The sequence below is a fragment of the Glaciecola sp. G7-5 genome (assembly GCF_055808975.1).
In genome coordinates, this window is the sequence record NZ_CM147892.1 from 1,713,017 (window position 1) to 1,738,160 (window position 25,144).

The following is a 25,144-nucleotide window of genomic DNA, read 5'->3' on the forward strand; positions in this document are numbered from 1 at the left end:
TGCGGATTTTGGCAATGACTGATAGTTTGGAGGTGCTGCGTAACAGAGTAGAAGACGCCACCGAGCTACAAGCTGTTGTGCGAACTATGAAGGCGATGTCGGCGGCGAGCATTACGCAATATGAAAATGCAGTTAGCGCCTTAGAAAGTTACTATAGCACTGTGGAACAAGGGCTTATTGCTTGTTTAACAACTAGTCAGTCGCCCTATCTTAATCAGCTTGCTAAGCGCACAAATTGTCAAGCCGCAGTTATTGTATTTGGGTCTGACCAAGGATTAGTAGGGCAATTTAACGATATTCTCGCTGAGTATGTAGAAGAACAAGTGCCTGATATTGGCACAAATCCATATCTTTGGGTAGTAGGTGAGCGAATGAATGCTCGTTTGCAAGATAGCAATTTAAAAATCGAAGATTGTTTTAGTTTGCCAAGTTCAGTAACTGGCATTACTCCATTGGTAGGAGATTTGTTGTTGGCAACAGAACACTTGTGGGAATCAGACTTGCAAGCTCCTTTGTATTTGTTTCATCATAGGCCAGAGTCTCAATCGGGGCTTTATAAACCAAGGATGTATCAACTTTTACCACTTAACACCAGTTGGCATCGAAGTTTAACAAAACAGCTTTGGACAGGCGCCAGTATCCCTGAAACCTTGGGTTCAAGCAGGCAAACTTTGCGTGCATTGATTCGAGAATTTCTATTTGTATCAGTTTATCAATCATGCGCAGAGTCACTAGCATGTGAAAATGCGAGCCGATTAGTTGCAATGCAACGGGCGGAAAAAAACATAGACGAAATGCTCGATGATTTGCGTCATAAATATCATCATCAACGTCAAGAAGCAATTGATGCCGAGTTGTTTGATGTTGTCGCTGGATACACTGATGAAGACCGTAACAACAAACTCAAAGCTAACAAAAACAGAGAGTAATGTGGTTTCCTACCGATATACTCTCATCATCAAATAGGAAAACACCCCAAACGGATTCATCACCCTTTTATGCTTGTGTAACAGCGCTATAAAGGAATGGGCGTTTGCACAATAATGACAAACAAGCTTGTTTTTTTAGTTGTCTACTTTACACTTGGCGCTATGAGTAGAAATGGAGCTTGAGACCCTGTATGACTTTTGTAGTAACCGACAATTGCATTAAATGTAAATACACTGATTGTGTTGTCGTTTGTCCAGTAGACGCATTTTTTGAAGGGCCCAATTTTTTGGCGATTGACCCTGTTATTTGTATTGATTGCGCGCTGTGCGTGCCTGAATGCCCAGCTGATGCGATTTTTCAAGATACAGAACTACCTGAGGATCAGGCGCCATTTCTTGAGCTTAATGCGAAGCTGTGCGAGCAATGGCCTAATATTACCAAACTAAAACCTGCGCCAGCTGATGCTGACAAATACAACGGTATACCCGGAAAACTTCCACTACTAGAACGCTAAACGATATGCCAGTGCAAAAGGTGTTTACGTTAATAGGGCTTACGTCAACTAGCCTTTAAAACCCTTTGCAACCACATAGACTTCTCGAGAGCGAGGGCGCGAAGCTGCAGGTTTTCGAATAATCACCTTATTAAATGAGCTTCTTACATCTTTCACATACTCTTCGTAGCCTACACCTTGAAATACTTTTGCGCAGAAATTGCCGCCGGGTTTGAGAACATTGCGCGCCATATCCAGCGCCAATTCAACTAGATAAATAGAGGCGTATTGGTCAGTCGTATTGACCCCACTAATATTCGGTGCCATGTCAGAAATTACCAAATCTGCTTTATCGTTGTTAAGTGCAGCAAGAATTTCTTCATACACCGCTTCTTCGGTAAAATCACCCTGTATAAAGGTCGCCCCTGCTAAGCCATCCATGGGGAGAATGTCAGAAGAAATTAAGCGACCTTTGTCGCCAATGAGTGGAATGACGATTTGTGACCAACCGCCAGGAGCCGCGCCTAAATCCATCACAATACTGCCGCTGCGCATCAAATTATCTTTTTCGTTAATTTCGATTAGCTTGTAACTGGCACGTGAACGATAGCCGTCGGCCTTAGCTTTTTTTACGTAGGGGTCGTTTACATGTTCGTCGAGCCATTTCTTGCTGGTTTTTGATCGGGCCATTAGGTCATTCTGCTACTTATATCGCGAAAACAAGGCTTATTGTAAGCTGGCGCAAGTAATTTGCAAATCGGTGTGGATTTTTAGTGTCTACTGCCTGACTTCGAAATAGCAAAGCGCTACACTTAGCATCAACAAACTAACTTTTGCTATACGCTTGCGATAAATAGCACTGCGCGATCTTAATGAGCACATGGACAAAGCAATATGAAACTAGACGACGTAAAAAAGCTCCATCAAAAAAAGTATCGCGCACAATTTGGCTATTACTTGGTTGAAGGTGAGCATCTTATCTTGGAGTTGCAAAAAGCGCTAAATACGCAAACCAATTCACAAAACATAAGCATTTATGTCACAAAAGATTATGCGAGCTGGGCGCAGCAACTCGCGATGGATGTAACTATCGTTACTGTGACTGTTAAGCAAATGGCGCAGATCAGTAATACCAAAACGCCCCAAGGAATTGTAGCTTGTGTTCCTTTGCCCAAAACACCAGTGACAGATGCTGCACCCAATTCCCAACATATACGCTCTATTTATTTGCACGAAGTACAAGACCCTGGCAATTTAGGCACTATCCTGCGTAGCTTGGCGTGGTTTGGTAATTGTCGTTTGTTGCTAAGTGCGAACAGCGTTGACCCTTTTAATCCTAAAGTCGTGCGTGCCAGTATGGGAGCAATTTTTCATGTGCCCATTGAGTTGGAAGTGGGTTTAGAAGATTTACAGCGCCGCTTTACTAAGTTTGCTTATCTAGATATGCAAGGTAGCCCTATAAATTCGCGCGCTTTTGCTGACTACGATTGTTATTTATTTGGCAATGAAGCGCGCGGGGTTCCCAGTGACGCCTTGTCTCAATTTAACGCTCAACCTTTCACAATTAAGGGCAGTGGCGCGATTGATTCACTTAATTTGGCCAGCGCCGTTAATATTTGTGTTTATCAACTGTCGTTATGAGTTTGCTTTCACCAACGACTCTTGTCCGGTAAGATTGCGCAACCAGTGTTTTGCTTGCATACGATAGAAAAACAGGATTGATTTCACAATTTCTTCTGAATAGGTCGCAAGAACAACCCAATAAAGTGAAAACTGAAAATAGAACGCGGCTGCAAAAGTAAGCGGAATACCAACCAACCACATGCCAGAAATATCTATCAACATACAATGTTTATTGTCACCACCTGCACGTAAAATTCCCATAGACGCGGTCATATTAAATACTTTTATGCAGGTACCAAGCGTAATGAGGACAAAAATATTGTGTGCGATTTCGAGCGTGTCTGGACTCAGTTTAGTGTATGGCATAAACACTAAGGATTCTAAACTTAGCATTAAAATCGCCAAGCAAAAGGTAACAATAGGTGCGCTTATCGCAAAGCCACGAGCTACCGTCCATGCTCCATCAAAATTGTCTTGGCCAAGGCGTTGACCCACCATAATTGAACATGCCGATGCAAAACCAAAGAAAAACGATATAAGAATACCTTCCAATGGTGCCATCAAGCTCATAACGGCAAGCTCTTGAGTGCCAATACGGCCAAATATAAGCTGATACACAAAGGTACCTACTGACCACACGCCAAAGCTAACCATCATAGGCCATACCAAATGTATTAGGCGCGCCCATTGCGCTTTATCTCGCAATTGCGAGCGACGAATTTGCGCTGGGAAAACCACATGCTTTACCGCAAATAAACAATATAAAATGAGGCCTGCATGAATGCCCCGGGCGATAAAGGTTGCCCAGGCAGCGCCTTGTACGCCCATCGCTTCAACTTGCAAACCGCCGTGTATCAACCAATAATTTAGGATTATATTGATGATAATAGCAATGCTGCCGAGTATCATGGGCAGCTTAACCTCTCCTAGGCCTCGTAGTGCGTTTTCAAAAATCATGATGACGACCACAAAGGCGAGGCTTGGCATGGTGACCCACAAATAGCGCTCACCCACGTTAATGATTATTTCGTCCTTTGTACCAAGCCCAACAAGCACGTCGCCAAACATAAAAGTACAGGCGACGATGGGTAACAGCGCAGCAAAACCAATAAGCAAGGTTTTTACAATCACCGCGTTTATGGCTTTACTTTTGCCGGCGCCGTAATATTGCGCTGACAACACGCCCACACCGGCGGCAAGACCTGACAAAATAATCAGGATCACAAACTGTATGCGATTGCCCAAACCTACCGATGCGACGGCTTCGTCGCCTAAATGGCCAACCATCATAATATCACTCATACCTAACATCGTGACCAAAATGCTTTGTAAGGAAATGGGCCAAGCCAGTTTAATACTTTGTTTAAAAGTAGATGGCTTGTTATAAGCAGCGCTAGTGTTGAGCTTGTCTTGCATAGTAAATAAGTCTGAGCCAAAAATAAGATAAGGATAATGATGTTGCGTATATTAGTGAAAGCAGTCTAAATAAACATCTCTAGAAATATCATGTATCATGTCTAAAACTATCATTTTGGAAAAACCATGTGGCAAGATATTCTCGATATTCACCCCGACTGCCAAGAAGACTTTTTTAACTTTGAATCTTTACCGGGCAAGGGCAAGTCTTTTATTGCATGTGCAGGCGTGTCGAGATTACAAACACAGTATCGAATAGGCAAGACCGGTAGAGGAGAACTTTTTGGTGACAGGCCGCAGGGGCGTACACATGTCCATTACTTAATTGCCACGAAGTCTGGAAGCGCCAAGCTTCATATCCCTTCGCAGCGCACAGGTAGCACGCAAGTCGCAGAAGAGCAATATAGTGTAGGTCCAAATAGCATTATGCTATTGCCCGCGGGCACGCCATTTCTATATGAATTAGACAGTGAGCAATGGGATATATGCTGGCTGTTATTACATGACTGTCCAAGTTATTACTTTATTCGCGACCTTTCGCCAAAGGTATGGACCAGTAATAACGCAGCCCTTATTTACCAAACCATGTCTTTGATCCGTGATTTTGAGCATAGCGAAGGTCACTATAATTCAGACATTTTGCTACGCTTAATCGAAGTTTTGCTTTACCAAGTAGAACAAAGTGTACAACAAAAGCCTGAACAATCTTCCCAGCAACAACGTTTTCACGCACTCATGCGCTCGGTTAGTAAGCAACTACAAGTGCCGTGGGATGTAAAATCATTGGCAAGTAAATTACACCTATCTGAGCCACAGTTTTATCGTTTATGTAAAAAAGAGACCGGTAAAACCCCAATGAAGCTGCTGAACGAAACCCGAATGGAGTATGCATGTTATTTATTGCGTTATACTAATTGTAGTTTAGAGCAAATTGCCGATACTGTCGGTTATGCCGACAGTGCCGGCTTTGCTCATCGATTCAAGCAAGTTTTTAAACTCAGCCCTGGGCGTTGGCGCAACAGCCAAAAGCTCGCTTGAGTACTGTTTATTTTGCGAGGACGTCGTCTATATCTTTGGCTGAGTGTCTGTTGGCTAGTTGCTCGTTTTCCTCTCCCCATACGCGATTAACAATGCGGCCGCGTTTTACGCCAGGTCTTTTGTTTAGCTGCTGAGCCCATCGGCGCACGTTAGTGTAAGTGTCCACTTCTAAAAATTCAGCGGCTTCATACAAATCACCCAACACTAAAACGCCGTACCATGGCCATATTGCCATATCTGCAATGGTATACTCGTCCCCAGCAATAAACTCATTTTTAGCGAGTTGTTGGTCTAAAACATCCAATTGACGTTTGACTTCCATTGCGTAGCGATTGATCGGATATTCATATTTTTCTGGGGCGTAAGCGTAAAAATGACCAAAGCCTCCCCCAAGGAAAGGTGCACTGCCCATTTGCCACATCAACCAAGACATGGTTTCAGCGCGTTTGTTGCTGTCATCTGGTAAAAAGTGGCCAAATTTTTCGGCAAGATGGATTAGGATTGCACCCGACTCAAATATTCTCAGGCCTTGTGAATCGCTCCTATCCATCAAAGCGGGAATTTTAGAATTTGGATTTACCGCAACAAAGTCACTTCCAAATTGCTCGCCTTCTTGGATATTGACAATGTGGGCGTCGTATTCAGCGTCTTTAATACCTAAGGCAAGTAATTCTTCAAACATGATGCTTACTTTTACACCATTGGGCGTGGCTAATGAATAGAGCTGAAAAGGGTGCTCGCCAATCGGCAGTTCTTGATCATGGGTTGCTCCCGAAACAGGGCGATTTATATTAGCAAATTTACCGCCACTAGCTTTGTCCCAAGTCCATACTTTAGGTGGTTGGTATGTATTGTCACTCATAAATGTCTACCGTTTTTTAATTAGTTGAATTAGGTCTTTGAGTTCACTAAGTTGCACATGTGGCAATACCGACGCACTCTCGTTTGCCAGATTCATGGGTCTATTGACCGCAAGCCAGGCGCTTTGATATCCAGCATTTGTTGCGCCTTTAATGTCTTTGTCGAGATCATCGCCAACATGAAGTATGTTCTTGCTCGGTATCTTAAGTTCTTTTGCAACATAGTCGAACATGGCACGATGAGGCTTCATTGGATACTTTTCACTCGCATTGACTATACAAGTAAAATACTTCGCTATCCCAATAGCTTCACAATTTACATTACCATTGGTAATGGCTGCAATAGGCACCTGTTTAGCTAGCTTTTTTAAGGTTTTACGCACCGATGGATCAACTTCAAAGTCACTTCTTTTAAAGTAAAAATGATCAAAGCAATCTTTTACCGCCAGTGCTGTTTCATCATCTTTCATGCCGCTTTGCATAAACCCTTTGGTTAATACAGTAGCGCGTAGCAAGCTTACATCACTCGCTAGTCCAGGTTGTTCGTTAAGTATTTCGCTACGAATGTCCTGCCATTCATTTTTCGAAATTTTGGCCGCTTTTGAGTAATGTTTTTTGATGTACTTTTTTATACTGCGTTCGGCTTCATGTATATACGGCATGTTGTCGTATAAAGTGTCATCTAAATCTAAAGTGATCGCTCTAATATGAGATAAGGGTTTGTATACAATCACTTTTTTCGTGCTCTTGGATGTGCGTTGTCATAAACTTCGCTTAGGTGTTGAAAATTAAGATGAGTATACACTTGGGTAGTAGATAAATTTGCATGCCCCAATAGTTCTTGTACACCTCGTAAATCGTTGCTCGACTCAAGCACGTGCGTAGCGAATGAATGGCGCAATGTATGCGGGCTAATTTGTTGATACAAAGTTTGATGTTTTGCCCACTTTTCAAGGCGCGTTGCTACTTGACGATTAGACAATCGCGTTTTCCTAATTGATATAAATAGAGCGGGTTCTTCAGAAAAAGGTATAAGGTCTTTCCTGAGTGGCAGATATTCGTCAATAGCTTCTTGCGCTTTGCTACCGATAGGTAAAACTCTTTGTTTATTTCCCTTGCCGGTTACCTTTAATGTCCCGTCACCAAGCAAATCAGAAAGCATCAGCCCAGTTAACTCTGCTAAACGTAAACCACAGCCATACATAAGCTCAAACAAACACTTATCTCTAACACTTAAGAAGTCGCTTCCATCAAAGTTTAACAAGCTACCCATTTCATCTACATTTAAATATTTGGGTAATGGTTTGTTCTGTTTAACCGCATGTATTGCATCTAGAGGGTTCGCTTTGAGAACTTTCTTATGCACCAAAAAGCGACAAAAATTTCGTAATACCGTTAATCTAAGATTTATTGAACGCGCCGATAGGCCTTCTCTGTGTGCTTGTTGCAAAATCCTTTTGGCAATCGTTGGCGTGAGATCTGTCCACTCAATTAACTTTGTATTAGTGGCGATGCTTTGTAATTGCCGCGTATAACTTTTTACCGTATGAGGCGACAATTGGCGCTCAACCCTGCACACTTCTATATATGCGTTTATCCACTGCTGGACACTAGAAAGTTCAGAGTTGGTGGGGTCAGTATTCATAAATACTAGCGCAAGCGACCTAAGTGGTGGTTTAGATTCTTGCGTAAGTAATCAACTAACACGGTATCCATGTCGGGCTGAAAATGTAATGAGTCTTTGCTCGATATGACTAGTAAACCAAGTGGCGCAGATTTTCCTTGCGTTTCTTGATTGTCATTTAACCTTACAAGGGCTACTGATTCGGCCTTTGCTTTTGGAAACAAAGCTTCTTTTTCTATATTTGCTAAACGCCCAAAATAGAAGGGTTGCTTGGCGAGCTTTTTATCAAATAGCGAACGTTGTTGGATTTCACTTAAGGGGGCTTCATCTTTATTGTCTAGTAATACAATACGCGCAGACTCAAGCCCTAAGGTGGTAACCAAGTGAGCTTGTAGGCTTGTTTCTAAATCTGCGATTGAAGTTGCCTTCGCCAAGTCTAGATTTAACTCGGCATAGGTTTTATAAATAAGTTCATTCTTGCGAGCGTTTGAGACTAAACCTTCTAATTGCGACTTAAGCTGCTTTATTTTGTCACGAGACTGTGCGGCTTGAATTTGAGTGAGTGATACCACGCCATTGTCTTGCAATTGCACTTGGATTTGCACTAACAAATCAGGGTTGTCGATTAAAAAGCTAGGGTGTGCCAACAAATATTTGGCAACCGACTCTTTGCTCACAGTGCCGTTGCTCTTAGCGCTATCTTCTATATCGCTAGTTTGTACATTTGCCTGTTCTGTCATAATAATATTTGTCCATCGTAAACATGTTGTGCAGGGCCGGTCATTTTTAACATTGAGTCACCGCCTTGCCACTTTATTTTTAGCTCACCGCCTAACAGTGTTACTTTCACGTCCTGGCTTAGCTTGCCTTGAATCTGACCAATCGCCACCGCAGCGCAAGCGCCGCTTCCGCAGGCAAGGGTTTCACCGGCACCGCGTTCGTAAACTCTGAGTTTTATCTCGTTTTTATTAATGATCTGCATAAAGCCAACATTAACACCTTCAACGAATCGTTCATGCTTTCCTAGTATAGGCCCAATCGTATTAATGTCGATATTATCTACATCATCGACTTGGACTACACAATGCGGATTACCCATCGAGACTACACCGCAAAAAAAGGTCTTATCGGCTTCGCGAATAATATAAATATTTTCTTGCTTGTTCGCGATAAACGGAATTTGCTCAGGTACAAAGTTCGGCCTGCCCATATTGACCGTGACATTGCCGTCTTTTTCGAGATATAAGATCATTCTTCCCGACTTAGTACTTACGCTTATCTTATTTCGATTAATTAGGCCTTTGGTTTTTACGAAACGAGCAAAGCACCTTGCACCGTTACCACATTGCGCTACTTCACTGCCATCGGCATTAAAAATTCGGTAGTGGAAATCTTGCTCAGGATCATAGGGCGGTTCTACCAATAACAGTTGGTCAAAACCAATACCGAAGTTACGGTCTGCCAGCGCGAGTATTTTTTCTTTGGAGAAAAATACATTTTGCGTAATGTTGTCTATGACGACAAAGTCGTTTCCTAAGCCATGCATCTTTGAAAAATGCACAATGCTTTTTTTATGCTTATTCGAAAAACGTTGTTCGTTTTGCTTATTGTTGGCGTCGTTGTGCATAAATTAATTAGGCACCTTTTGTTCGCCTTTCCATAAATCACTCAAGCTTTCTCTTTCTCGCACTACATAGACATTAGCACCATCAACCATAATCTCGGCGCAGCGACAGCGACTATTGTAATTGCTCGACATTACAAAGCCATAAGCACCGGCGCTTCGTACGGCTAAATAATCACTCGCTTGGATATTGAGTTCGCGGTCTTTGCCTAAGAAATCACCCGTTTCACAAACTGGGCCCACTACATCGTAAACACTTCCTTTGCCTTCTCGTTGAGTGGTCGCTTCTATTTTTTGCCAAGCGCTATATAGGGCTGGGCGCAGTAGGTCGTTCATAGCAGCATCAACAATAGCAAAGTTTTTTTCTTCGCCTTGTTTTAAAAACTCTACTTTAGTCACTAGAATTCCTGCATTAGCCGCAATCGCACGGCCGGGTTCAAGTATTAACGTTAAATCCTCACGACCCGTCATCGATTTAGCCATCGCAGCTGCATATTCATCAGGATGCGGAGGCTTTTCGTCATTATAGGTAACGCCTAATCCACCGCCTACATCTAAGTGTGAAATGTGAATCCCTTTTTGTGCTAGCTCATCAATAAGGGCTAATAGTCGCTCTAATGCGTCAACAAAAGGAGATAATTCGGTTAGTTGTGAACCAATGTGACAATCCATGCCTTGAATATCTAGATTTGACAGACTATTTGCATACTCATAAGCACGCATTGCATCGTCTTTTGCTATCCCAAATTTGTTCGCTTTTAAGCCAGTTGAGATGTAAGGATGGGTTTTTGCATCCACATCTGGGTTTATTCTTAATGAAATAGGGGCTTGTTTGCCTAGCGATTTGGCCACAGCGTTGATTCTATCGAGTTCAGGAATCGATTCTACATTAAAGCATTTTATGCCTTGCTCTAGCGCATAAGCAATTTCGTTTTCTGTTTTAGCAACGCCAGAAAAAACCACCTTAGCAGGGTCACCACCGGCTTGGATAACACGTGCTAGTTCACCGCCTGAGACAATGTCAAAACCTGAGCCTAATTTTGCAAGTACCGACAATACGCCTATGTTTGAGTTGGCTTTTACGGCATAGCAAACTAAATGTTTGTGAGCACTTACTGCGTTGTCAAATGCTTTCCAGTGGCGTTCCAAGGTCGCTCGAGAATAGATATATGTAGGTGTACCATGGTCTTTGATAATGTCGTTAACATTGACATCTTCGGCGAACAAGTCTGCGCCTTTATAGTTAAAAAAGTCCATTAGTTAGGCTCCTTCAGATACAGGTAAGGTAGATGGGCTTGATACCGCATTCGTGCTCGGTACAGGTGTTGTTTCAGGAGCTTTATCGGGAGAATAGAGCGGGCCACGTTGCCCACAGCCAGCTAGGACCAGCAATAATATGCTAATCAGAGCGCTTATTTTTATGTAACGCATAGTCTTTTTCAAAACAAATATAATTGCGCTAACCATGCCTTGCACAGAGCTAAAATGCAACCTTTCGATGCGCTAAATTAATAAATAAAAGTAAATTTAGGTGTATATAGAATGCATAAAAAATGTGCTAGTGTTAGCACATACAAATATGTGAGACTTTAAGGAAGACCTATGGAATTCAATACCTCAGAAATATGCGATATGTTTGCCGATAGTGTTGATGTTGTAGACCCTATATTTACTAACTACGGTGCACGTTTCGTTTATTGCGGAGAGATTACTACTATTAAGTGTTTCGAAGACCGCGGATTGGTCGACAAAGTACTCGCTACAGATGGTATGGGAAAAGTGCTACTAATCGATGGCGGTGGTTCGTTACGACGCGCTCTTATTGATGCCGAAAACGTTCAATTAGCACTCGAAAATCAATGGGAAGGCATTGTTTGTTATGGTGCGGTTCGTGATGTAGACCTGCTAGAAGAATATGATATTGGCATTCACGCCCTTGGCGCAATTCCGGTCAGTGCAGATGCGCGCGAGATTGGTGACTTAGATGTTGCCGTTAATCTTGCTGGGGTAACCTTTTTGCCAGAGGACCATTTATACGCAGACAACACGGGTATTGTATTGTCTGCTGATCCCCTAGAAATTTAGTCTAAGCGCTAGATACTTTATTTGAAGGCATCGTTAAGGTGTGCCGCTATTCGGACGCCCGCTTGTTGCAGTCGTAGCTTCATAACAGGGGTATGATCATACAAATATTGCCATGAAAGCTTGTCACTTTCTGGATAAATGGTGTCTCGTATTTTGGTGCTTTCTGCAATATACACCAATGGATCTGTGGTGTACCACTGTTTTGCAAGCTCAGCTGAAATCTTAGGCGCTAAAAATTCATACCATTCAGTGTACGAAAGCTGTTTACGGTCAATCAGACCCGAATCCCATACGCGGTGTAGGTTAGAATCTTCCCAAAAGAAATTGACTTTAACATCGTTTCCTCCTCGATCAGTGCCATTACCTGCATGTAAAGGTTGATGTAAATCCCCAATGATATGCACAATCATTTTAAGTGCTAGTTGTTTGTCAGCTCTTGATGCTTGTGGGTCTTTGAGGGTTTTAGTAAACATTTTTAGTGCGGTATATGAATCACCACTGGCCGGCGCAGCAACTTCATCATAGCTCTTACCCGCAGGCACGGTTACATAATGGTAGGGGCCAGCGACTTTTTGCCAAAAATGCTCAGGGTTAGATCTGTTTTCATCAGCATAGGTACTTATTTCAGCGAGTGTCTCGTAGTCTAGAATTAAATTAATCGCACGTTGCGCTTCGGGAGTTAAATACAACTCAGCAATTTTACCGGTAACACGATGACCAGTTTGCCCCCACGCATGGGCCATTTGAGCGTAGGTCGATGTAACCAACAAAGCTGCAAATGCTAAAGACTTAACGATTTTCATAGTAGTTCTCCAATTTTATACTTATATTAGCTTTCGCCCATACTAGTCTTTTGGTGTTTGATAGCCCCATGGCTTTACAAGGGATTGTGGTATATCTAGGTGGTTTAGTATGCGGGCCACTACAAAGTCAACTAAGTCTTGTATGCTTTTGGGATTGTGGTAGAAGCCGGGGGCTGCTGGCATAATGGTCACGCCCATGTTCGATAGCTTCAACATGTTTTCCAAATGAATACTAGAAAATGGCATTTCTCTTGGCACGAGTATTAACTGGCCTCGTTCTTTAATGACCACATCAGCGCCACGTTCGATCAAATTGTCGCAAGCACCAGTGGCAATGGCTGATAATGTACCTGTTGAGCATGGGCACACCACCATTTGCTTGGGCGCTGAAGAACCAGATGCGACAACAGAAAACCATTCTTCTTTTCCATAGACTCTTATTTGATTCGCTTTGGCGTTGGTAAGCTCAGTAAAATATGCACTTGCTGACTCTGGTTTAGCTGGTACTTTAAGATCTTCTTCAGTGGCAAATACAACACGCGCAGCCGACGACATCAACACATGTACTTCGCACTGCGCTTTGACCAATTGCTTGAGTAAAGATAGAGCGTATGGTGCCCCAGAGGCTCCGGTAATGGCCAATGTAATGGCGTTACTCATTTACTGCTCCTAATGCGTCTAATATTCGTTGATGTATACCATCAAACCCGCCGTTACTCATCACTAGTATATGACTGCCTGGTGCAGCGGCTTTGGCAACAGCCTCTACAATAGTGGCGACTGACTTGTGTGGGTAAACTTCAATCTTACTGTTATCGATTACGTCTTTTAACGACCATGACAGATTGTCGGGCTCAAGCAAATGCACCGAATCTGCTTTTTCCCATGCTTGGGATAATTGATTCTTATGCACACCCATACGCATGGTATTAGAGCGAGGTTCAACTATTGCGATAATATTTTGATTACCCACTTTGTTGCGTAAGCCTTCAATCGTCGTTTCAATCGCCGTTGGATGATGCGCAAAATCGTCATACACGGTAATTCCGTTAACCACGCCTTTAATTTCCATGCGTCGTTTTACATTTTTAAATGTAGTCATTGCGTTTACGGCATCTTCAATATGCACGCCAGCATGATGGGCCGCAGCAATTGCCATAAGTGCGTTGTTCATATTGTGCTCACCAAAAAGAGACCACTTTAAACGTGCGTTTATTTCACCTTTGGCGTCACCTTTATAGCTCAGCAAAAATTCGCTGCAATCTGATTTTATTTTAGTCGCTTTCCACTGCGCTTTGCTCGCATCACCAATAAAACTTTGTTCACTCCAACAACCCATTTCGAGCACGGCTTCTAAATTTGGTTCAGCTGCGGGCGACAATATAAGGCCATTAGCGGGTACTGTTCTGACTAAATGGTGAAATTGTTTTTTAATGGCGTTTAGGTCTTCAAAAATATCAGCATGGTCGAATTCAAGATTGTTTAATACTAGTGTGCGAGGGCGGTAGTGAACAAACTTTGAGCGCTTGTCGAAAAATGCACTGTCGTATTCGTCAGCCTCGATCACGAAAAATGGAGATTTTCCAATACGTGCAGAAATACCAAAGTTTTCAGGCACACCTCCTATTAAAAAGCCCGGCGATAAACCAGCAGATTCGAGTATCCAAGCGAGCATGCTACTTGTAGAGGTTTTACCATGCGTTCCGGCAACGGCAAGTACCCATCTGTCTTTGAGTAAATGATCTAGAAGCCATTGAGGGCCACTTGTATAAGGTAAATTGCGATTTAAAACGTACTCAACAGCGGGATTTGAACGAGCCATTGCGTTGCCAATAATGACCATGTCAGGCGCTGGGTCAAACTGACTTTCATCATAACCTTGGGAAAGTGTAATGCCGAGCTGTTCTAGTTGTGTGCTCATTGGCGGATAAACGTTTCTGTCTGAGCCGGTTACTTTGTATCCTAAGCTTTTGGCGATGGCTGCGATGCCGCCCATGAAGGTGCCGCAAATTCCTAATATATGTACGTGCATGTTTTGTATAGGTAAGTGAATAATCGCGCAATTGTAGCAGATGATAAGGATAAGCCGAAATAACTGTTTCTCATCCGCGCCCAAGATAGTTACAATCATTATGGTATAGACTAAAGTGTTTTGTGTTTTTTCTCCATTAATCCCTTAGTTTATGCCATACTTTACTTGGTACGACACTCACACAGGAAACGTATATCAATGAAACGACTCAATACCCAATTGCAGAAAGATGGTGCCCCCCTCGAATTAATTTTACTTATAAGAACACTACTGGCTGCCTGTAAGGAAATTTCTTTCCGCGTCAGTCAAGGCGCACTAGCTGGCGTCCTCGGGTCGACTCTGAGTGAAAATGTACAAGGAGAAACACAAAAAAAACTCGATGTAATTTCTAACCAAATACTCAAAGATATTTTGTCTGAATCAGGGTACGTAAAAGCCATTTCCTCAGAAGAAGAAGAAGGTGTTGTACCTTGTTCACCCGATGGTAATTATTTGGTGAGTTTTGACCCTCTAGACGGATCGTCTAACACTGAAATAAACAGTCTAATTGGGACTATATTTTCAATTGCTCATGCACCGCAGTGGATGGAGCCAGATGACCCTTCAGCATTTTTGCAACCTGGAACGCAAATGGTCGCAGCAGGATACGTACTATACGGTCCATCCACAATGCTAGCGATGACAACCGGTCGCGGTACACACTTATATACGCTTGATAAAACCCACGGCGGTTTTCTTCTTACATCGGCGAATCTTCAAATACCAGAGCAAACCAACGAGTTTGCGATTAACACTTCAAACCAGCGCCACTGGGAAGAGCCTATTCAAAAATATGTGTCAGAACTTATCGCCGGTGCCGAAGGGCCTCGCGAAAAAGATTACAACATGCGTTGGGTTGCAGCCATGGTGGGTGATATTCATCGCGTACTTTGTCGCGGCGGTATCTTTATGTATCCATTTGACAAACGTAATCCTAAAATGCCGGGCAAATTGCGTTTATTATATGAAGCGAACCCAATGGCCTTTCTAATCGAACAAGCCGGTGGACTTGCCTCTACTGGGAGCGGACGCATCATGGAAGTGATGCCTGAAGAAATTCACCAACGTGTCCCAGTCCTTATTGGTTCTAAAGAAGAAGTTGAGCATTGTGTGGCTGGCTTTAAATAGCCACATGATAAGGCACGCCTTTTCACGTAGGCGTGCAAACAGTTTATTAAATTATTATTGAGCAAAGGAAAAAAATGAGCTTAAATAACGTACCTGCAGGCGATAAGTTACCTGACGAAGTCCTTGTAATTATTGAAATTCCCGCCTATTCATCACCCATTAAATATGAAGTCGACAAAGACACCGGTGCTTTGTTTGTGGACCGTTTTATGGGCACTTGTATGCAATATCCGTTAAACTACGGTTACGTAAACAATACCCTGTCGGACGATGGCGACGCAGTAGACGTATTAGTAATGACACCACATCCTTTAATTGCGGGTTCGGTTGTTAAAGTTCGTCCAGTAGGCGTATTAAATATGACCGACGAATCTGGAGAAGATGCGAAAGTTATTGCTGTTCCAGTTGATAAACTGACTAAAATCTATTCTGATATAAAAGATATCGATGATGTTCCTGAAATCACTAAGAATCAGGTTGAGCACTTTTTCTCGCATTATAAAGATTTAGAACCAGGTAAATGGGTTAAAATTGAAGGCTGGGCGGGTATTGATGCGGCGAAAGCTGAAATCGTTAGTAGCGCTGAGCGTTATCAAAAAGAAGAAAGCTAATCATAGGCTTGTGATTACAAGTTAGTCGATTATTAAAAGCTCGCATTTGCGGGCTTTTTTCATGCTATCTTTTGTTTCATCCTAGTACTATTTTTTGACATTGGATTAAGCCGAATTGGAGCTATTTATGAAACGTCATTTTCTTACTTTTTTAATTTTAAGTGTGTGTACCTTTGTGAGTACTTTGGCAATGTCACAACAAGCGCCCAAAGAATTATATTGGGAAGACTTAGTCCCGAAAAATTTTACGATGCCGCCAGTTTCAATGGAGCATACGAGTAGCATGGCACAAGTCGCACCTAATGCCCCTTTGATAGAAAGTTTAGATGGCACTTTGGCAAAAATTCCTGGTTTCGTCGTGCCACTAGAAGGAGATGCTGAACTGATCACCGAGTTTTTGTTAGTCCCTTATTTTGGCGCCTGTATACATGTCCCGCCACCACCATCAAATCAAATAGTTTATGTCAGGTTTTCTGAAGGCGTGCCGATCGACAATCTCTATGATGCTGTATGGGTTACCGGAAAGCTTTCAACCGAAGGTTGGACGGGTGACATTGCATCTGTTGGTTACAGCATGACCGGAATAAGCCTAAGTCCCTTTGACGGTTAGTAGTAAAAACGTCAACGTTAATTTACTGCTCAATCAAATTAGCTGCCAAAGCCTGTTTTATCTCAACAGGTATGCTGCGGGATTTTTTGGTCTTGTAGTCAAAGTGAACCAATGTGGTTTTGCCTTTGGCTTTTAATTCACTGTCTTGCCAACATTCTTGATAAACTTCGAAAGAGCTTGTACCTATCCTGCTTATCCATGACTTAATGGTGACAATTTCTTGCAAGTATATTTGTTGTAAAAAATCCACATTATAACTGGCCAAGATTAAAGGCCAGTTTTGTAAGTTAAGATCAGGTACGAATAATTTGAAAATTGGCATACGGGCCGCTTCAAACCAAGCGACCAACACCGTATTACTAACATGCCCCAAGGCGTCGGTCTCGCAGAAGCGAACGCTATATTGTTCACAGTACATTACTTATCTCTTTACATTTAGCATAGGGGCAAGAAAACTCCCCGTGTGAGATTTTTCATTCAGCGCCACCTCTTCAGGTGTGCCTTGTGCAATAATTTGACCACCACCAGAACCACCTTCTGGCCCTAAATCAATAACCCAATCGGCGGTTTTAACAACGTCCAAGTTATGCTCGATTACGACCACAGTGTTACCGTGATCTCTTAATCGGTGCAATACCTGAAGTAATTGCTTAATATCATGAAAATGCAGGCCAGTTGTGGGCTCATCTAAGATATAAAGGGTTTGACCTGTATCTCGTTTAGACAGTTCTTTGGCTAATTTTACGCGTTGGGCTTCACCACCTGAGAGTGTCGTTGCCGATTGACCTAAGCGGATATATGATAGGCCAACGTCCATTAAGGTACGCAGCTTTCTTGCAATGGAAGGAATGGCCTCAAAAAATTGATGAGCATCCTCAACCGTCATGTCGAGAACTTCATTGATGTTTTTATTTTTAAATCGAATTTCTAAGGTTTCTCGATTGTAGCGCTTACCTGCGCATACATCACACGGAACATATACGTCGGGCAAAAAATGCATTTCCACTTTTATTACGCCATCACCTTGGCAGGCTTCACAACGACCACCTTTTACATTAAAGCTAAAGCGCCCTGGTTTGTAACCTCGTGAACGTGACTCTTGGGTCCCCGAAAATATTTCGCGAATAGGCGTAAAAATACCAGCATAGGTAGCGGGGTTAGAACGTGGCGTTCTACCAATTGGACTTTGGTCAATATCAACGACTTTATCCAAGTGTTCTAAACCAGTCATGGATTTGTAAGGCGCTGGTTCGTTTACTGTTGCTCGGTTTAGTTCACGCTGCGCAATACGGTAAAAAGTATCGTTGATCAGGGTAGATTTTCCTGAGCCCGACACGCCGGTAATACAGGTCATTAATCCCGTGGGAATGCGCAAACTAACATCGTTTAGGTTGTTGCCGGTGGCGCCGACTAATTCTAGCCAATTTTTATCTTCGGTAGGTGTACGCACACTCGGTATGTCTATTTTCTCGATACCGGCTAAATACTTACCCGTTAGGGAATTTGGACAGTCCATAATATCTTGTAGGCTGCCTTGGGCAATGATTTCACCGCCGTGCACACCCGCACCAGGGCCGATATCTACGATATAATCAGCCTCTTTTATGGCATCTTCATCGTGTTCAACCACAATTACTGTATTGCCTAAATCGCGTAAATGACGAAGTGTTTTTAATAAGCGTTCATTGTCGCGTTGGTGCAAACCTATAGATGGCTCATCAAGCACATACATTACACCCACCAAGCCTGCCCCAATTTGGCTGGCCAAGCGAATACGCTGGGCTTCACCACCTGAAAGGGTGTCGGCACTACGTTCAAGTGACAAGTAATTTAAACCAACATTAATTAAGAAATTAAGTCGGTCCATAATTTCCTTTAATATTTTGTCAGCAATGGTTGCACGCTGCCCGCTCAAGTTCAGGTTTTTAAAGAAATTAAAGGCTTCTTCTATCGACATTGTGGCGATGGTTGGTAGGTTTGTTTCTTGAATAAAGACGTTGCGTGCTTCAAGGCGTAAACGAGAGCCTGCACAAGTTGTACATGGTTGGTGGCTAAGGTATTTGCCTAACTCCTCACGTACGGTGTTTGATTCAGTTTCTTTGTAGCGCCTTTCCATATTTGGGATAATGCCCTCAAACGGATGCTGACGCTCCATAATGTCGCCGCGCTCATTGATATATTTAAACTTGATTGACTGGCCTTTTGAACCATGCAAAACGATGTCTTTTGCCTCGTCATCTAAGTCTTGGAACGGAACTTTTAGATTAAAGCCGTAATGGTCAGCGACCGACATGAGCATTTGGAAGTAGTAATAGCTGCGTTTATCCCAGCCACGGATAGCACCGCCAGATAAACTTAACTCTTCATTGCTGATGACTCGGTGAGGGTCAAAAAATTGCTTGGTACCTAGGCCGTCACAGGTCTGGCAAGCGCCCGCTGGGTTGTTAAACGAGAATATACGAGGCTCAAGCTCAGTGATGCTATAACCACAATGCGGACAAGCAAAGTTCGCAGAAAACACGATCTCATCTTGCGTAGCATCATCCATGTATACCACTTTTGCAGTGCCTGCTGACAACGCAAGTGCTGTTTCGAAGGATTCAGCTAGACGCAATTGCAGGTCGTCGCGCACTTTAAAGCGGTCCACAACCACTTCAATGGTGTGCTTTTTGCGTAAATCTAAGTCTGGTGGATCCGATAAATCACATACTTCGCCGTCAATTCGAGCACGAATAAAACCTTGTGCACTTAAGCCTTCTAAGGTTTTGATGTGCTCACCTTTGCGCGCTTGTACAACCGGTGCTAGCAGCATGAGCTTCGTTCCTTCCTCGAAGCTAAGTACTTTGTCTACCATTTGACTAATCGTTTGTGCGTCTAAAGGAACCTTATGATCTGGACAACGAGGTGTACCTACGCGCGCAAACATCAAGCGCAAATAATCGTAAATTTCGGTGATGGTTCCTACGGTAGAACGTGGATTGTGAGAGGTCGATTTTTGTTCAATCGAAATCGCTGGAGATAAGCCCTCAATATGGTCTACGTCTGGTTTTTCCATCATTGACAAAAACTGCCTGGCGTAGGCCGACAAGCTTTCTACATATCTGCGTTGCCCTTCAGCATAGAGTGTATCAAAGGCGAGTGATGACTTGCCCGAACCCGACAAACCAGTGATCACCACTAGTTTGTCGCGAGGTAGTGTTATATCGATATTCTTTAGATTGTGCGTACGCGCACCGCGAACTTCTATATAATCCATATTTGCTAAAAATAACCCTTTTTTGAGTAATCAGCTATTATGTCATAGCTTGTTGAAAAATGATGCTATTGTTGTGTAAGAATTAGATGTTGATTATGCAAACGACCTACTCATGAACTAGCTTGTTTACGCGAAAATAGTAGCTAAGGGTCACGTTCATTGTGTTTAATTGTCAATTCGCTTCTTTAATTTAACTCATAACAGCCATTTTTGGTCTATATCAATGAATGCATTTGCACTGTTGATCAGCGCATTGGCGGTCAGATTAAGGACACCGTAGACCGAGGTTTTGCAGCCATGTTTGTGGGCAACGGTATCGAGCAATAGTGCAAAATCACCGTCGCCCGACAACAGAATGATCTCATCAACAAGTGGGGCTTTGTCTAATACGTCGATAGTAATTCCCACATCCCAATCGCCTTTTGCAGATCCATCAGCCCGCTGGATGAAAGGCTTCAGCTTTACCTCAAAGCCCATGTGCCTAAGCGCACTTTGAAACTTCATTTGTTGCGCGTCTCCACGGTCAATCGCGTATGCATAGGCGCACACTATTTCGTTGTTTACACTAAGGTCTTGTATAAAAGCTCTGTAGTTAAAAGGGCGCTTGAAGGTATCGCGGGTAGTATAATATATGTTTTGCACATCAACGAAAATTGCGACTTTGTTCAAGGTGGATTCCTCTGCACTAAGGATTGACAGTTCGCGGACAATAACAAATTATTGAGAATTTGTAAGTTTATTCACAATTTGGGGTCTTTTCTCTCGTTGCCACGTGATTCTTTGACAATCAACGTCAGCATACTTTTATGCCGTATACCTATGGTTTCCATTGCGTGGAAGGGTTTTTCTATACTTAGGTATAGTGAAGGTCTAACTATTTTGTGTGACCAGCGTATATAATGAAATTTAAAATGTGCGAAGGCTTTGTTTTTTGCCGGCAACAATGTTTAATAAATAGACGTTTTACAATTGGATATTGTCAGATAATTTTACAATTTATTCTTATGCCCTCTATTTATGATAATAAACAGCTGTTTTATATGGTTATATTTTTTGGTACTTTTCTTGCATCCGTCCTTTCATAAGCTACGCGCGCAAGATTAGGTTTAGGTATTTATTAGATGTTGAAGTTGAAAAAGATAGCAGTCATTGCGGCCGCAATGATCACAATGAGTCCGCTACATTCTCTGGCAGATGTTTCAATTGTCGATTTTGACTATGATGCTAACGGCAACAAGATAGGCAATGCCGACGTCATTAGCAATCAATATAGTGATTGGGGTTTGACCGTTAGCGGCTGTAATATCAACGGTCACGTTGCCGCAGGTACAGACCAAGTTAACGGCGTTTGTGTAAATCCAGACGACGTAAACACACAAACCGCTTTTGATACACTAGAAAACCACACTAATGACAGAGATTTAGAATTCAATCTAGTGGGTGGTCAATACGTAAGTGAAATCAGGCCTTCAACGGTTTACGAACCATTGACAGAGTTTAAAGACTACTACGAAGATTTACATGGAGCGGGTACACAGGCAGCCAAGTCATACAAGAGTCCTGGCAATGTACTTATTATCCATGAGCGCGCAGGAGAATGTGACCCTGTTACTTGTGGTGATAATCCAGACGATGAAGGCGACCGTCCAGCGGGTTTCTTCGTGTTTGAATTTGACCGCCCAGTCGACATTTTAAGCTTAGATTTTTTCGATATTGAGGTAAAAGAAGCGCAACTATCTCAACCAGCAGCAAGTTTGTTTTTTCACTCTAGCAATGGCATTAGTGAAGCGGCAGTACCATCATTATCTGATGGTGATTATACGCGTGTTGCCTACAACACGATGTTCGGCATCACTAAATTAGTCGTGAACATGCCAGGTTCGGGTGCTATCAATAACCTCGTTTTCAGAGACTCTGTAAACAACGTTTCAGCCCCCGCGTCTTTGTTAATGTTACTAGCTGGTTTTGGCTACTTAGTAAGACGCAAAATTATCGCTAAGTAAGCATTGTTCAACAGAAAAGCCGCTTATTTCTAGCGGCTTTTTCATTTATAGCAAAACATACCTAAGTACTATCTAAAGGCACTATGCACTAGGTATCACCATTATTATGTCAGCATGAAACCGTATTCCACTTTAGTTGTGCGGAATAACAGATGAGACAGTAGTTAATGATTGGAAGAGTTATAGTCTTTTTAAGCGTACTTGTGTTTTCGGCGATGTCCCTTGCCCAAACATCGGGTACCTATGAAAAAGCGTTTCAATCATATTATGATGGCAATATAGAAGAAGCTTACATTCATCTAAAAAACGCGCTTGAACAAGAACCCAATAATATTTCATCTAAAATTCTAATGGGTAAAGTCTTGTTGGCTAAAGGCCTAATTCACAACGCACTCAACGAATTTGCAGATGCGAAAGCCGCTGGCGCCGATCCAAACCTTATTATTTTCCCGACAGCGAAAGCGCATCTAATGCTGGAGCAATTTGAAGAAATTATAGAAATGTCTGACAAAGATCTATCCAAAGTGAACCGGATAGATTTTTATCTCATAAAGGGTAACGCCTACCTCAATATTGGTGAGCGTGACAACGCAATAGACTACTATAAAAGGGCCTTAGCGCTTGATACTCGCAATATCAAAGTGCTGGTTAATATGGGCTATTTTTACTTACTTAATCGCGATGTCGAAGGAATACACGAAGCTGTCGGCCAGTTGATTGCTATTGCTCCAAATGACTTTAGGGTTTTGCACCTTAGAGGGCAAATAGCGAAAGCCTACAAAGACCTCAATCTAGCGCATATTTATTTTGAGAGAGCCTACGCAGTAAACCCTACCGATGCGATTGTAAAGCGCTCGCTGGCTGGCAGCCACGTGCAGCGCAAAGAATTCGATCAAGCAAAGGTCATCATAGAAGAAATACTAGCGCAAACACCCGACGATCCTTTTGCATTGCTATTTAAAGGGCGACTAAACAAAGAATCACAAGACTTAGACGATGTTGACTTGGTTATCGCGCAACTCAATCAGTCGTTAACCTTGATCCCTGACGAAATCAAAAGTCAGAAAAATGAATTGTTCTTAATCAGAGGATTGGCTAACTATTTAGAAGGCAACTATGAACAGACCGTTGACGACTTATCGACGTATTTAGTGAAGCAGCGCAACAGCGTCAATGCTTTAGGGATACTAGCTGATACTTATATCAAGTTAAATCAAAACTACAACGCGCTATTATTGCTTGAAGAAAACGATAATTACATAACGGGAAATAAAAAGGTCAGTTTAGTCCTTTGCAATCTGTATATTAATGCGAAAAAAACCTTTAAGTGTGAACAGCTACTCGATGAGTTAATCAAAATACATGGAAACGAAGCGAGTTTTACTTTCATGCGCATGCGCTCATTGATGGTCAGAGAAAAGTATGAAGAGGCTATTGAAATTTATGAGTCGGTTTTTGCTAATGCTGAACATCCGTCTATATTATTGACTTCTATCGATCTATACACCTCGTATAAGCAATATGCCGTTGCACTAACACAGGTTGAAAAGCTGATTGAAGATGAGCCTGAAAACCAGGAGTTTCGATTGATAAAAGCAGATTTGTTACTTAGGTCTGGGGATGTGGGGGGATCTAAATCCATTGTTGATCGCATAATTAGTGAGGGGGCAACGTCGACTAAGGCTGAATTTACACTAGGGCGTATTCATTTGCTGACTGGGCAATATGATCAAGGTCTTGCGGTGGTCGAACCCTTGCACAATGCAAATCCTCGGGTTGCTTCTATCGCATTTTTATATGCGCAATTATTAATGGCAATTAATGATAATGATAAAGCACTAACGGTATTGCTTAATACCTCTGCTTTAGGCGAGAGAAGTCAGGCGATGTCAGAGCTTCTGGTCAAGATTTACATGAGCAAAGAGGAATATACCTTGGCACTCAGTGAAATCAATCACTTGCTGCGTCAGCATTTTTTAGTGCCTGAATATGTTATGACGAAGGCTGAGATCTTTGCCAAAATGCGCAGCCCCGAAAAAGCGATTAGTCAGCTAAAAATACTTTTTGGTATATGGCGCGAATATCCTGAAGACTTGTCGGTATTAACTGAAAAACAAATAGGCATAAAAGATTATGTTGGTGCCACTGAATCAATAAAACTCGCTATTGAGCTAGCGCCCGACGTCCTTGAATACGAAGTGCAGTTGGTACGAATCTATCTTTTACAGAATAATGTAGAAAAAGCTCAGGCTCTAGTAACCGAACTTGATGAGCGTTATGGTAATGCGCCCTTACTTAGTATTGTGAAAGGCGAAGTGGCGAAACAACAAGGGCAATTGCAACTTGCTCAACAGTTTTTCTTAGAAGCTTATCAATTGGATAACGCCTATGCATTAGCTGCCGTAAAACTATACCAACTCGCGCTCCAAGGGGTTGAACCTGAAATGTTTTTAGAGGTGATGACCAAGCACTTAATAAAATACGAACATTCACATTTAATACGCAACTTGGTCGCAGATTTTTATATGCTTAACTCAGACTACGATGAAGCCAAGTTTCACTACAAAATATTGCTTTGGGTAAAGGGCTTACCTAAGAGAGAGAATGTACTTAATAACCTCGCAAACATAGAGTTGATGGCACAAAACTTAGACGTTGCTTACCAATATGCTGAGCGTGCTTATTTAATCAATTCTCGTTCAGCGGCGGTGGTCAATACAAAGGCATGGATAATGGCACAACAAGGACGCTACGCAGATTCTTTAGCATTGATGCGCCAAGCCATTTCTTTGCGGGCTTTTGACTCAGATTTTCAATACCATTTGTCATACGTGCTCGCTAAACTTGGTCGCAATAGAGAAGCCATCGTAGAGCTTGAGAAGGCTCTTAATCATGACAGCCGATTTGAACAACGTGAAGAAGCAATTGAATTGCTTCGTACTTTACAAGCATCGCCATAGGCTTTTATT

25 protein-coding genes are annotated in these 25,144 nt (G+C 42.4%); 10 read left to right on the plus strand and 15 right to left on the minus strand.

The window, feature by feature from the left end; genetic code table 11:
- The first annotated feature begins 14 nt into the window (after positions 1–14).
- Positions 15–929, plus strand: coding sequence for a F0F1 ATP synthase subunit gamma (locus AC0L6H_RS07415; RefSeq protein ID WP_473393507.1), 915 nt, complete (start codon positions 15–17; stop codon positions 927–929).
- 191 nt (positions 930–1,120) lie between these two features.
- Positions 1,121–1,444: a ferredoxin FdxA gene (fdxA, locus tag AC0L6H_RS07420; protein WP_473393509.1), complete on the plus strand. Its 324-nt coding sequence runs from the start codon at positions 1,121–1,123 to the stop codon at positions 1,442–1,444.
- 48 nt (positions 1,445–1,492) lie between these two features.
- On the opposite strand, the gene rlmE is transcribed toward fdxA, so the two are convergent.
- A complete protein-coding gene (gene rlmE / locus AC0L6H_RS07425) occupies positions 1,493–2,113 on the minus strand; it encodes a 23S rRNA (uridine(2552)-2'-O)-methyltransferase RlmE (protein ID WP_473393510.1) in 621 nt (206 codons plus the stop codon).
- Between the two features lie 204 nt (positions 2,114–2,317).
- On the opposite strand from rlmE, the gene AC0L6H_RS07430 reads away from it, so the two are divergent.
- Entirely contained in the window at positions 2,318–3,064 is a 747-nt protein-coding gene (locus AC0L6H_RS07430; RefSeq protein ID WP_473393511.1) for a TrmH family RNA methyltransferase, read from the plus strand.
- Here the strand turns inward: AC0L6H_RS07430 and AC0L6H_RS07435 are convergent.
- Entirely contained in the window at positions 3,059–4,462 is a 1,404-nt protein-coding gene (locus AC0L6H_RS07435) for an MATE family efflux transporter (RefSeq protein ID WP_473393512.1), read from the minus strand. The two genes, AC0L6H_RS07430 and AC0L6H_RS07435, sit on opposite strands and share 6 nt — an antisense overlap.
- 126 nt (positions 4,463–4,588) lie before the next feature.
- On the opposite strand from AC0L6H_RS07435, the gene AC0L6H_RS07440 reads away from it, so the two are divergent.
- On the plus strand, positions 4,589–5,500 hold the full coding sequence (locus AC0L6H_RS07440; RefSeq protein ID WP_473393514.1) for a helix-turn-helix domain-containing protein: 912 nt from the start codon (positions 4,589–4,591) through the stop codon (positions 5,498–5,500).
- Between the two features lie 7 nt (positions 5,501–5,507).
- On the opposite strand, the gene yghU is transcribed toward AC0L6H_RS07440, so the two are convergent.
- The 7 genes from yghU to lptM all read right to left on the minus strand — a co-directional run bounded on the left by yghU (position 5,508) and on the right by lptM (position 11,039).
- Positions 5,508–6,362, minus strand: coding sequence for a glutathione-dependent disulfide-bond oxidoreductase (yghU, locus tag AC0L6H_RS07445; protein ID WP_473393515.1), 855 nt, complete (start codon positions 6,360–6,362; stop codon positions 5,508–5,510).
- Positions 6,363–6,368: 6 nt separating this feature from the next.
- Positions 6,369–7,094, minus strand: a complete 726-nt coding sequence (locus AC0L6H_RS07450; protein ID WP_473393516.1) for an HAD-IA family hydrolase — start codon at positions 7,092–7,094, stop codon at positions 6,369–6,371.
- A complete protein-coding gene (locus AC0L6H_RS07455; protein ID WP_473393518.1) occupies positions 7,091–8,005 on the minus strand; it encodes a tyrosine recombinase XerC in 915 nt (304 codons plus the stop codon). The genes AC0L6H_RS07450 and AC0L6H_RS07455 overlap by 4 nt, the downstream gene beginning before the upstream one ends.
- A 5-nt stretch (positions 8,006–8,010) precedes the next feature.
- Positions 8,011–8,724 carry a DUF484 family protein gene (locus AC0L6H_RS07460; RefSeq protein WP_473393519.1) on the minus strand — a complete coding sequence of 238 codons (714 nt, stop codon included), beginning with the start codon at positions 8,722–8,724 and terminating at the stop codon, positions 8,011–8,013.
- Positions 8,721–9,530 carry a diaminopimelate epimerase gene (gene dapF, locus AC0L6H_RS07465; RefSeq protein ID WP_473394489.1) on the minus strand — a complete coding sequence of 270 codons (810 nt, stop codon included), beginning with the start codon at positions 9,528–9,530 and terminating at the stop codon, positions 8,721–8,723. The genes AC0L6H_RS07460 and dapF overlap by 4 nt, the downstream gene beginning before the upstream one ends.
- Positions 9,531–9,614: 84 nt before the next feature.
- A complete protein-coding gene (gene lysA / locus AC0L6H_RS07470) occupies positions 9,615–10,865 on the minus strand; it encodes a diaminopimelate decarboxylase (protein WP_473393520.1) in 1,251 nt (416 codons plus the stop codon).
- Positions 10,866–10,868: 3 nt separating this feature from the next.
- Positions 10,869–11,039 (minus strand): LPS translocon maturation chaperone LptM, encoded by a 171-nt coding sequence (gene lptM, locus AC0L6H_RS07475; RefSeq protein ID WP_473393522.1) that lies wholly within the window; start codon positions 11,037–11,039, stop codon positions 10,869–10,871.
- Positions 11,040–11,210: 171 nt separating this feature from the next.
- Here lptM and rraA point away from each other — a divergent pair, with 171 nt between their 5' ends.
- The gene (rraA, locus tag AC0L6H_RS07480; RefSeq protein ID WP_473393523.1) at positions 11,211–11,693 is read left to right on the plus strand and encodes a ribonuclease E activity regulator RraA; all 483 of its coding nucleotides are present in this window, start codon (positions 11,211–11,213) and stop codon (positions 11,691–11,693) included.
- 17 nt (positions 11,694–11,710) lie between these two features.
- Here rraA and AC0L6H_RS07485 read toward each other — a convergent pair whose 3' ends face one another.
- The 3 genes from AC0L6H_RS07485 to mpl are packed head-to-tail and all read right to left on the minus strand — an operon-like array spanning position 11,711 to position 14,528.
- On the minus strand, positions 11,711–12,496 hold the full coding sequence (locus AC0L6H_RS07485) for a S1/P1 nuclease (protein WP_473393524.1): 786 nt from the start codon (positions 12,494–12,496) through the stop codon (positions 11,711–11,713).
- Positions 12,497–12,538: 42 nt separating this feature from the next.
- A complete protein-coding gene (locus AC0L6H_RS07490; protein ID WP_473393526.1) occupies positions 12,539–13,156 on the minus strand; it encodes a flavin prenyltransferase UbiX in 618 nt (205 codons plus the stop codon).
- A complete protein-coding gene (mpl, locus tag AC0L6H_RS07495; protein ID WP_473394491.1) occupies positions 13,149–14,528 on the minus strand; it encodes a UDP-N-acetylmuramate:L-alanyl-gamma-D-glutamyl-meso-diaminopimelate ligase in 1,380 nt (459 codons plus the stop codon). The genes AC0L6H_RS07490 and mpl overlap by 8 nt, the downstream gene beginning before the upstream one ends.
- A gap of 198 nt (positions 14,529–14,726) precedes the next feature.
- Here mpl and AC0L6H_RS07500 point away from each other — a divergent pair, with 198 nt between their 5' ends.
- The 3 genes from AC0L6H_RS07500 to AC0L6H_RS07510 all read left to right on the plus strand — a co-directional run bounded on the left by AC0L6H_RS07500 (position 14,727) and on the right by AC0L6H_RS07510 (position 16,916).
- Entirely contained in the window at positions 14,727–15,695 is a 969-nt protein-coding gene (locus AC0L6H_RS07500; RefSeq protein WP_473393527.1) for a class 1 fructose-bisphosphatase, read from the plus strand.
- A 74-nt stretch (positions 15,696–15,769) separates the two neighbouring features.
- Positions 15,770–16,306 carry an inorganic diphosphatase gene (ppa, locus tag AC0L6H_RS07505; RefSeq protein WP_473393528.1) on the plus strand — a complete coding sequence of 179 codons (537 nt, stop codon included), beginning with the start codon at positions 15,770–15,772 and terminating at the stop codon, positions 16,304–16,306.
- Positions 16,307–16,433: 127 nt separating this feature from the next.
- Complete coding sequence (locus AC0L6H_RS07510; protein WP_473393529.1) at positions 16,434–16,916, plus strand: DUF3299 domain-containing protein; 483 nt, start codon at positions 16,434–16,436, stop codon at positions 16,914–16,916.
- 22 nt (positions 16,917–16,938) lie between these two features.
- On the opposite strand, the gene AC0L6H_RS07515 is transcribed toward AC0L6H_RS07510, so the two are convergent.
- The 3 genes from AC0L6H_RS07515 to AC0L6H_RS07525 form a co-directional block, all read right to left on the minus strand.
- Positions 16,939–17,334, minus strand: a complete 396-nt coding sequence (locus AC0L6H_RS07515) for an acyl-CoA thioesterase (RefSeq protein ID WP_473393530.1) — start codon at positions 17,332–17,334, stop codon at positions 16,939–16,941.
- A gap of 3 nt (positions 17,335–17,337) precedes the next feature.
- Positions 17,338–20,172 (minus strand): excinuclease ABC subunit UvrA, encoded by a 2,835-nt coding sequence (gene uvrA, locus AC0L6H_RS07520; protein ID WP_473393532.1) that lies wholly within the window; start codon positions 20,170–20,172, stop codon positions 17,338–17,340.
- 195 nt (positions 20,173–20,367) lie between these two features.
- Positions 20,368–20,841, minus strand: coding sequence for a LabA-like NYN domain-containing protein (locus tag AC0L6H_RS07525; protein ID WP_473393533.1), 474 nt, complete (start codon positions 20,839–20,841; stop codon positions 20,368–20,370).
- A 452-nt stretch (positions 20,842–21,293) separates the two neighbouring features.
- On the opposite strand from AC0L6H_RS07525, the gene AC0L6H_RS07530 reads away from it, so the two are divergent.
- Together AC0L6H_RS07530 and AC0L6H_RS07535 are read left to right on the plus strand one after the other, a co-directional pair.
- Positions 21,294–22,175, plus strand: a complete 882-nt coding sequence (locus tag AC0L6H_RS07530; protein WP_473393534.1) for a hypothetical protein — start codon at positions 21,294–21,296, stop codon at positions 22,173–22,175.
- Between the two features lie 167 nt (positions 22,176–22,342).
- A complete protein-coding gene (locus tag AC0L6H_RS07535) occupies positions 22,343–25,135 on the plus strand; it encodes a tetratricopeptide repeat protein (protein ID WP_473393536.1) in 2,793 nt (930 codons plus the stop codon).
- Positions 25,136–25,144: the final 9 nt, after the last annotated feature.

Excerpts from the sequence above, each read along its gene's own strand:
- AC0L6H_RS07415 (WP_473393507.1), top strand. The coding sequence starts at position 15 with ATGACTGATAGTTTGGAGGTGCTGCGTAACAGAGTAGAAGACGCCACC.
- fdxA (WP_473393509.1), top strand. The coding sequence starts at position 1,121 with ATGACTTTTGTAGTAACCGACAATTGCATTAAATGTAAATACACTGAT.
- rlmE (WP_473393510.1), bottom strand. The coding sequence starts at position 2,113 with ATGGCCCGATCAAAAACCAGCAAGAAATGGCTCGACGAACATGTAAAC.
- AC0L6H_RS07430 (WP_473393511.1), top strand. The coding sequence starts at position 2,318 with ATGAAACTAGACGACGTAAAAAAGCTCCATCAAAAAAAGTATCGCGCA.
- AC0L6H_RS07435 (WP_473393512.1), bottom strand. The coding sequence starts at position 4,462 with ATGCAAGACAAGCTCAACACTAGCGCTGCTTATAACAAGCCATCTACT.
- AC0L6H_RS07440 (WP_473393514.1), top strand. The coding sequence starts at position 4,589 with ATGTGGCAAGATATTCTCGATATTCACCCCGACTGCCAAGAAGACTTT.
- yghU (WP_473393515.1), bottom strand. The coding sequence starts at position 6,362 with ATGAGTGACAATACATACCAACCACCTAAAGTATGGACTTGGGACAAA.
- AC0L6H_RS07455 (WP_473393518.1), bottom strand. The coding sequence starts at position 8,005 with ATGAATACTGACCCCACCAACTCTGAACTTTCTAGTGTCCAGCAGTGG.
- AC0L6H_RS07460 (WP_473393519.1), bottom strand. The coding sequence starts at position 8,724 with ATGACAGAACAGGCAAATGTACAAACTAGCGATATAGAAGATAGCGCT.
- dapF (WP_473394489.1), bottom strand. The coding sequence starts at position 9,530 with ATGCATGGCTTAGGAAACGACTTTGTCGTCATAGACAACATTACGCAA.
- lysA (WP_473393520.1), bottom strand. The coding sequence starts at position 10,865 with ATGGACTTTTTTAACTATAAAGGCGCAGACTTGTTCGCCGAAGATGTC.
- lptM (WP_473393522.1), bottom strand. The coding sequence starts at position 11,039 with ATGCGTTACATAAAAATAAGCGCTCTGATTAGCATATTATTGCTGGTC.
- rraA (WP_473393523.1), top strand. The coding sequence starts at position 11,211 with ATGGAATTCAATACCTCAGAAATATGCGATATGTTTGCCGATAGTGTT.
- AC0L6H_RS07485 (WP_473393524.1), bottom strand. The coding sequence starts at position 12,496 with ATGAAAATCGTTAAGTCTTTAGCATTTGCAGCTTTGTTGGTTACATCG.
- AC0L6H_RS07490 (WP_473393526.1), bottom strand. The coding sequence starts at position 13,156 with ATGAGTAACGCCATTACATTGGCCATTACCGGAGCCTCTGGGGCACCA.
- mpl (WP_473394491.1), bottom strand. The coding sequence starts at position 14,528 with ATGCACGTACATATATTAGGAATTTGCGGCACCTTCATGGGCGGCATC.
- AC0L6H_RS07500 (WP_473393527.1), top strand. The coding sequence starts at position 14,727 with ATGAAACGACTCAATACCCAATTGCAGAAAGATGGTGCCCCCCTCGAA.
- ppa (WP_473393528.1), top strand. The coding sequence starts at position 15,770 with ATGAGCTTAAATAACGTACCTGCAGGCGATAAGTTACCTGACGAAGTC.
- AC0L6H_RS07510 (WP_473393529.1), top strand. The coding sequence starts at position 16,434 with ATGAAACGTCATTTTCTTACTTTTTTAATTTTAAGTGTGTGTACCTTT.
- AC0L6H_RS07515 (WP_473393530.1), bottom strand. The coding sequence starts at position 17,334 with ATGTACTGTGAACAATATAGCGTTCGCTTCTGCGAGACCGACGCCTTG.
- uvrA (WP_473393532.1), bottom strand. The coding sequence starts at position 20,172 with ATGGATTATATAGAAGTTCGCGGTGCGCGTACGCACAATCTAAAGAAT.
- AC0L6H_RS07530 (WP_473393534.1), top strand. The coding sequence starts at position 21,294 with ATGTTGAAGTTGAAAAAGATAGCAGTCATTGCGGCCGCAATGATCACA.
- AC0L6H_RS07535 (WP_473393536.1), top strand. The coding sequence starts at position 22,343 with ATGATTGGAAGAGTTATAGTCTTTTTAAGCGTACTTGTGTTTTCGGCG.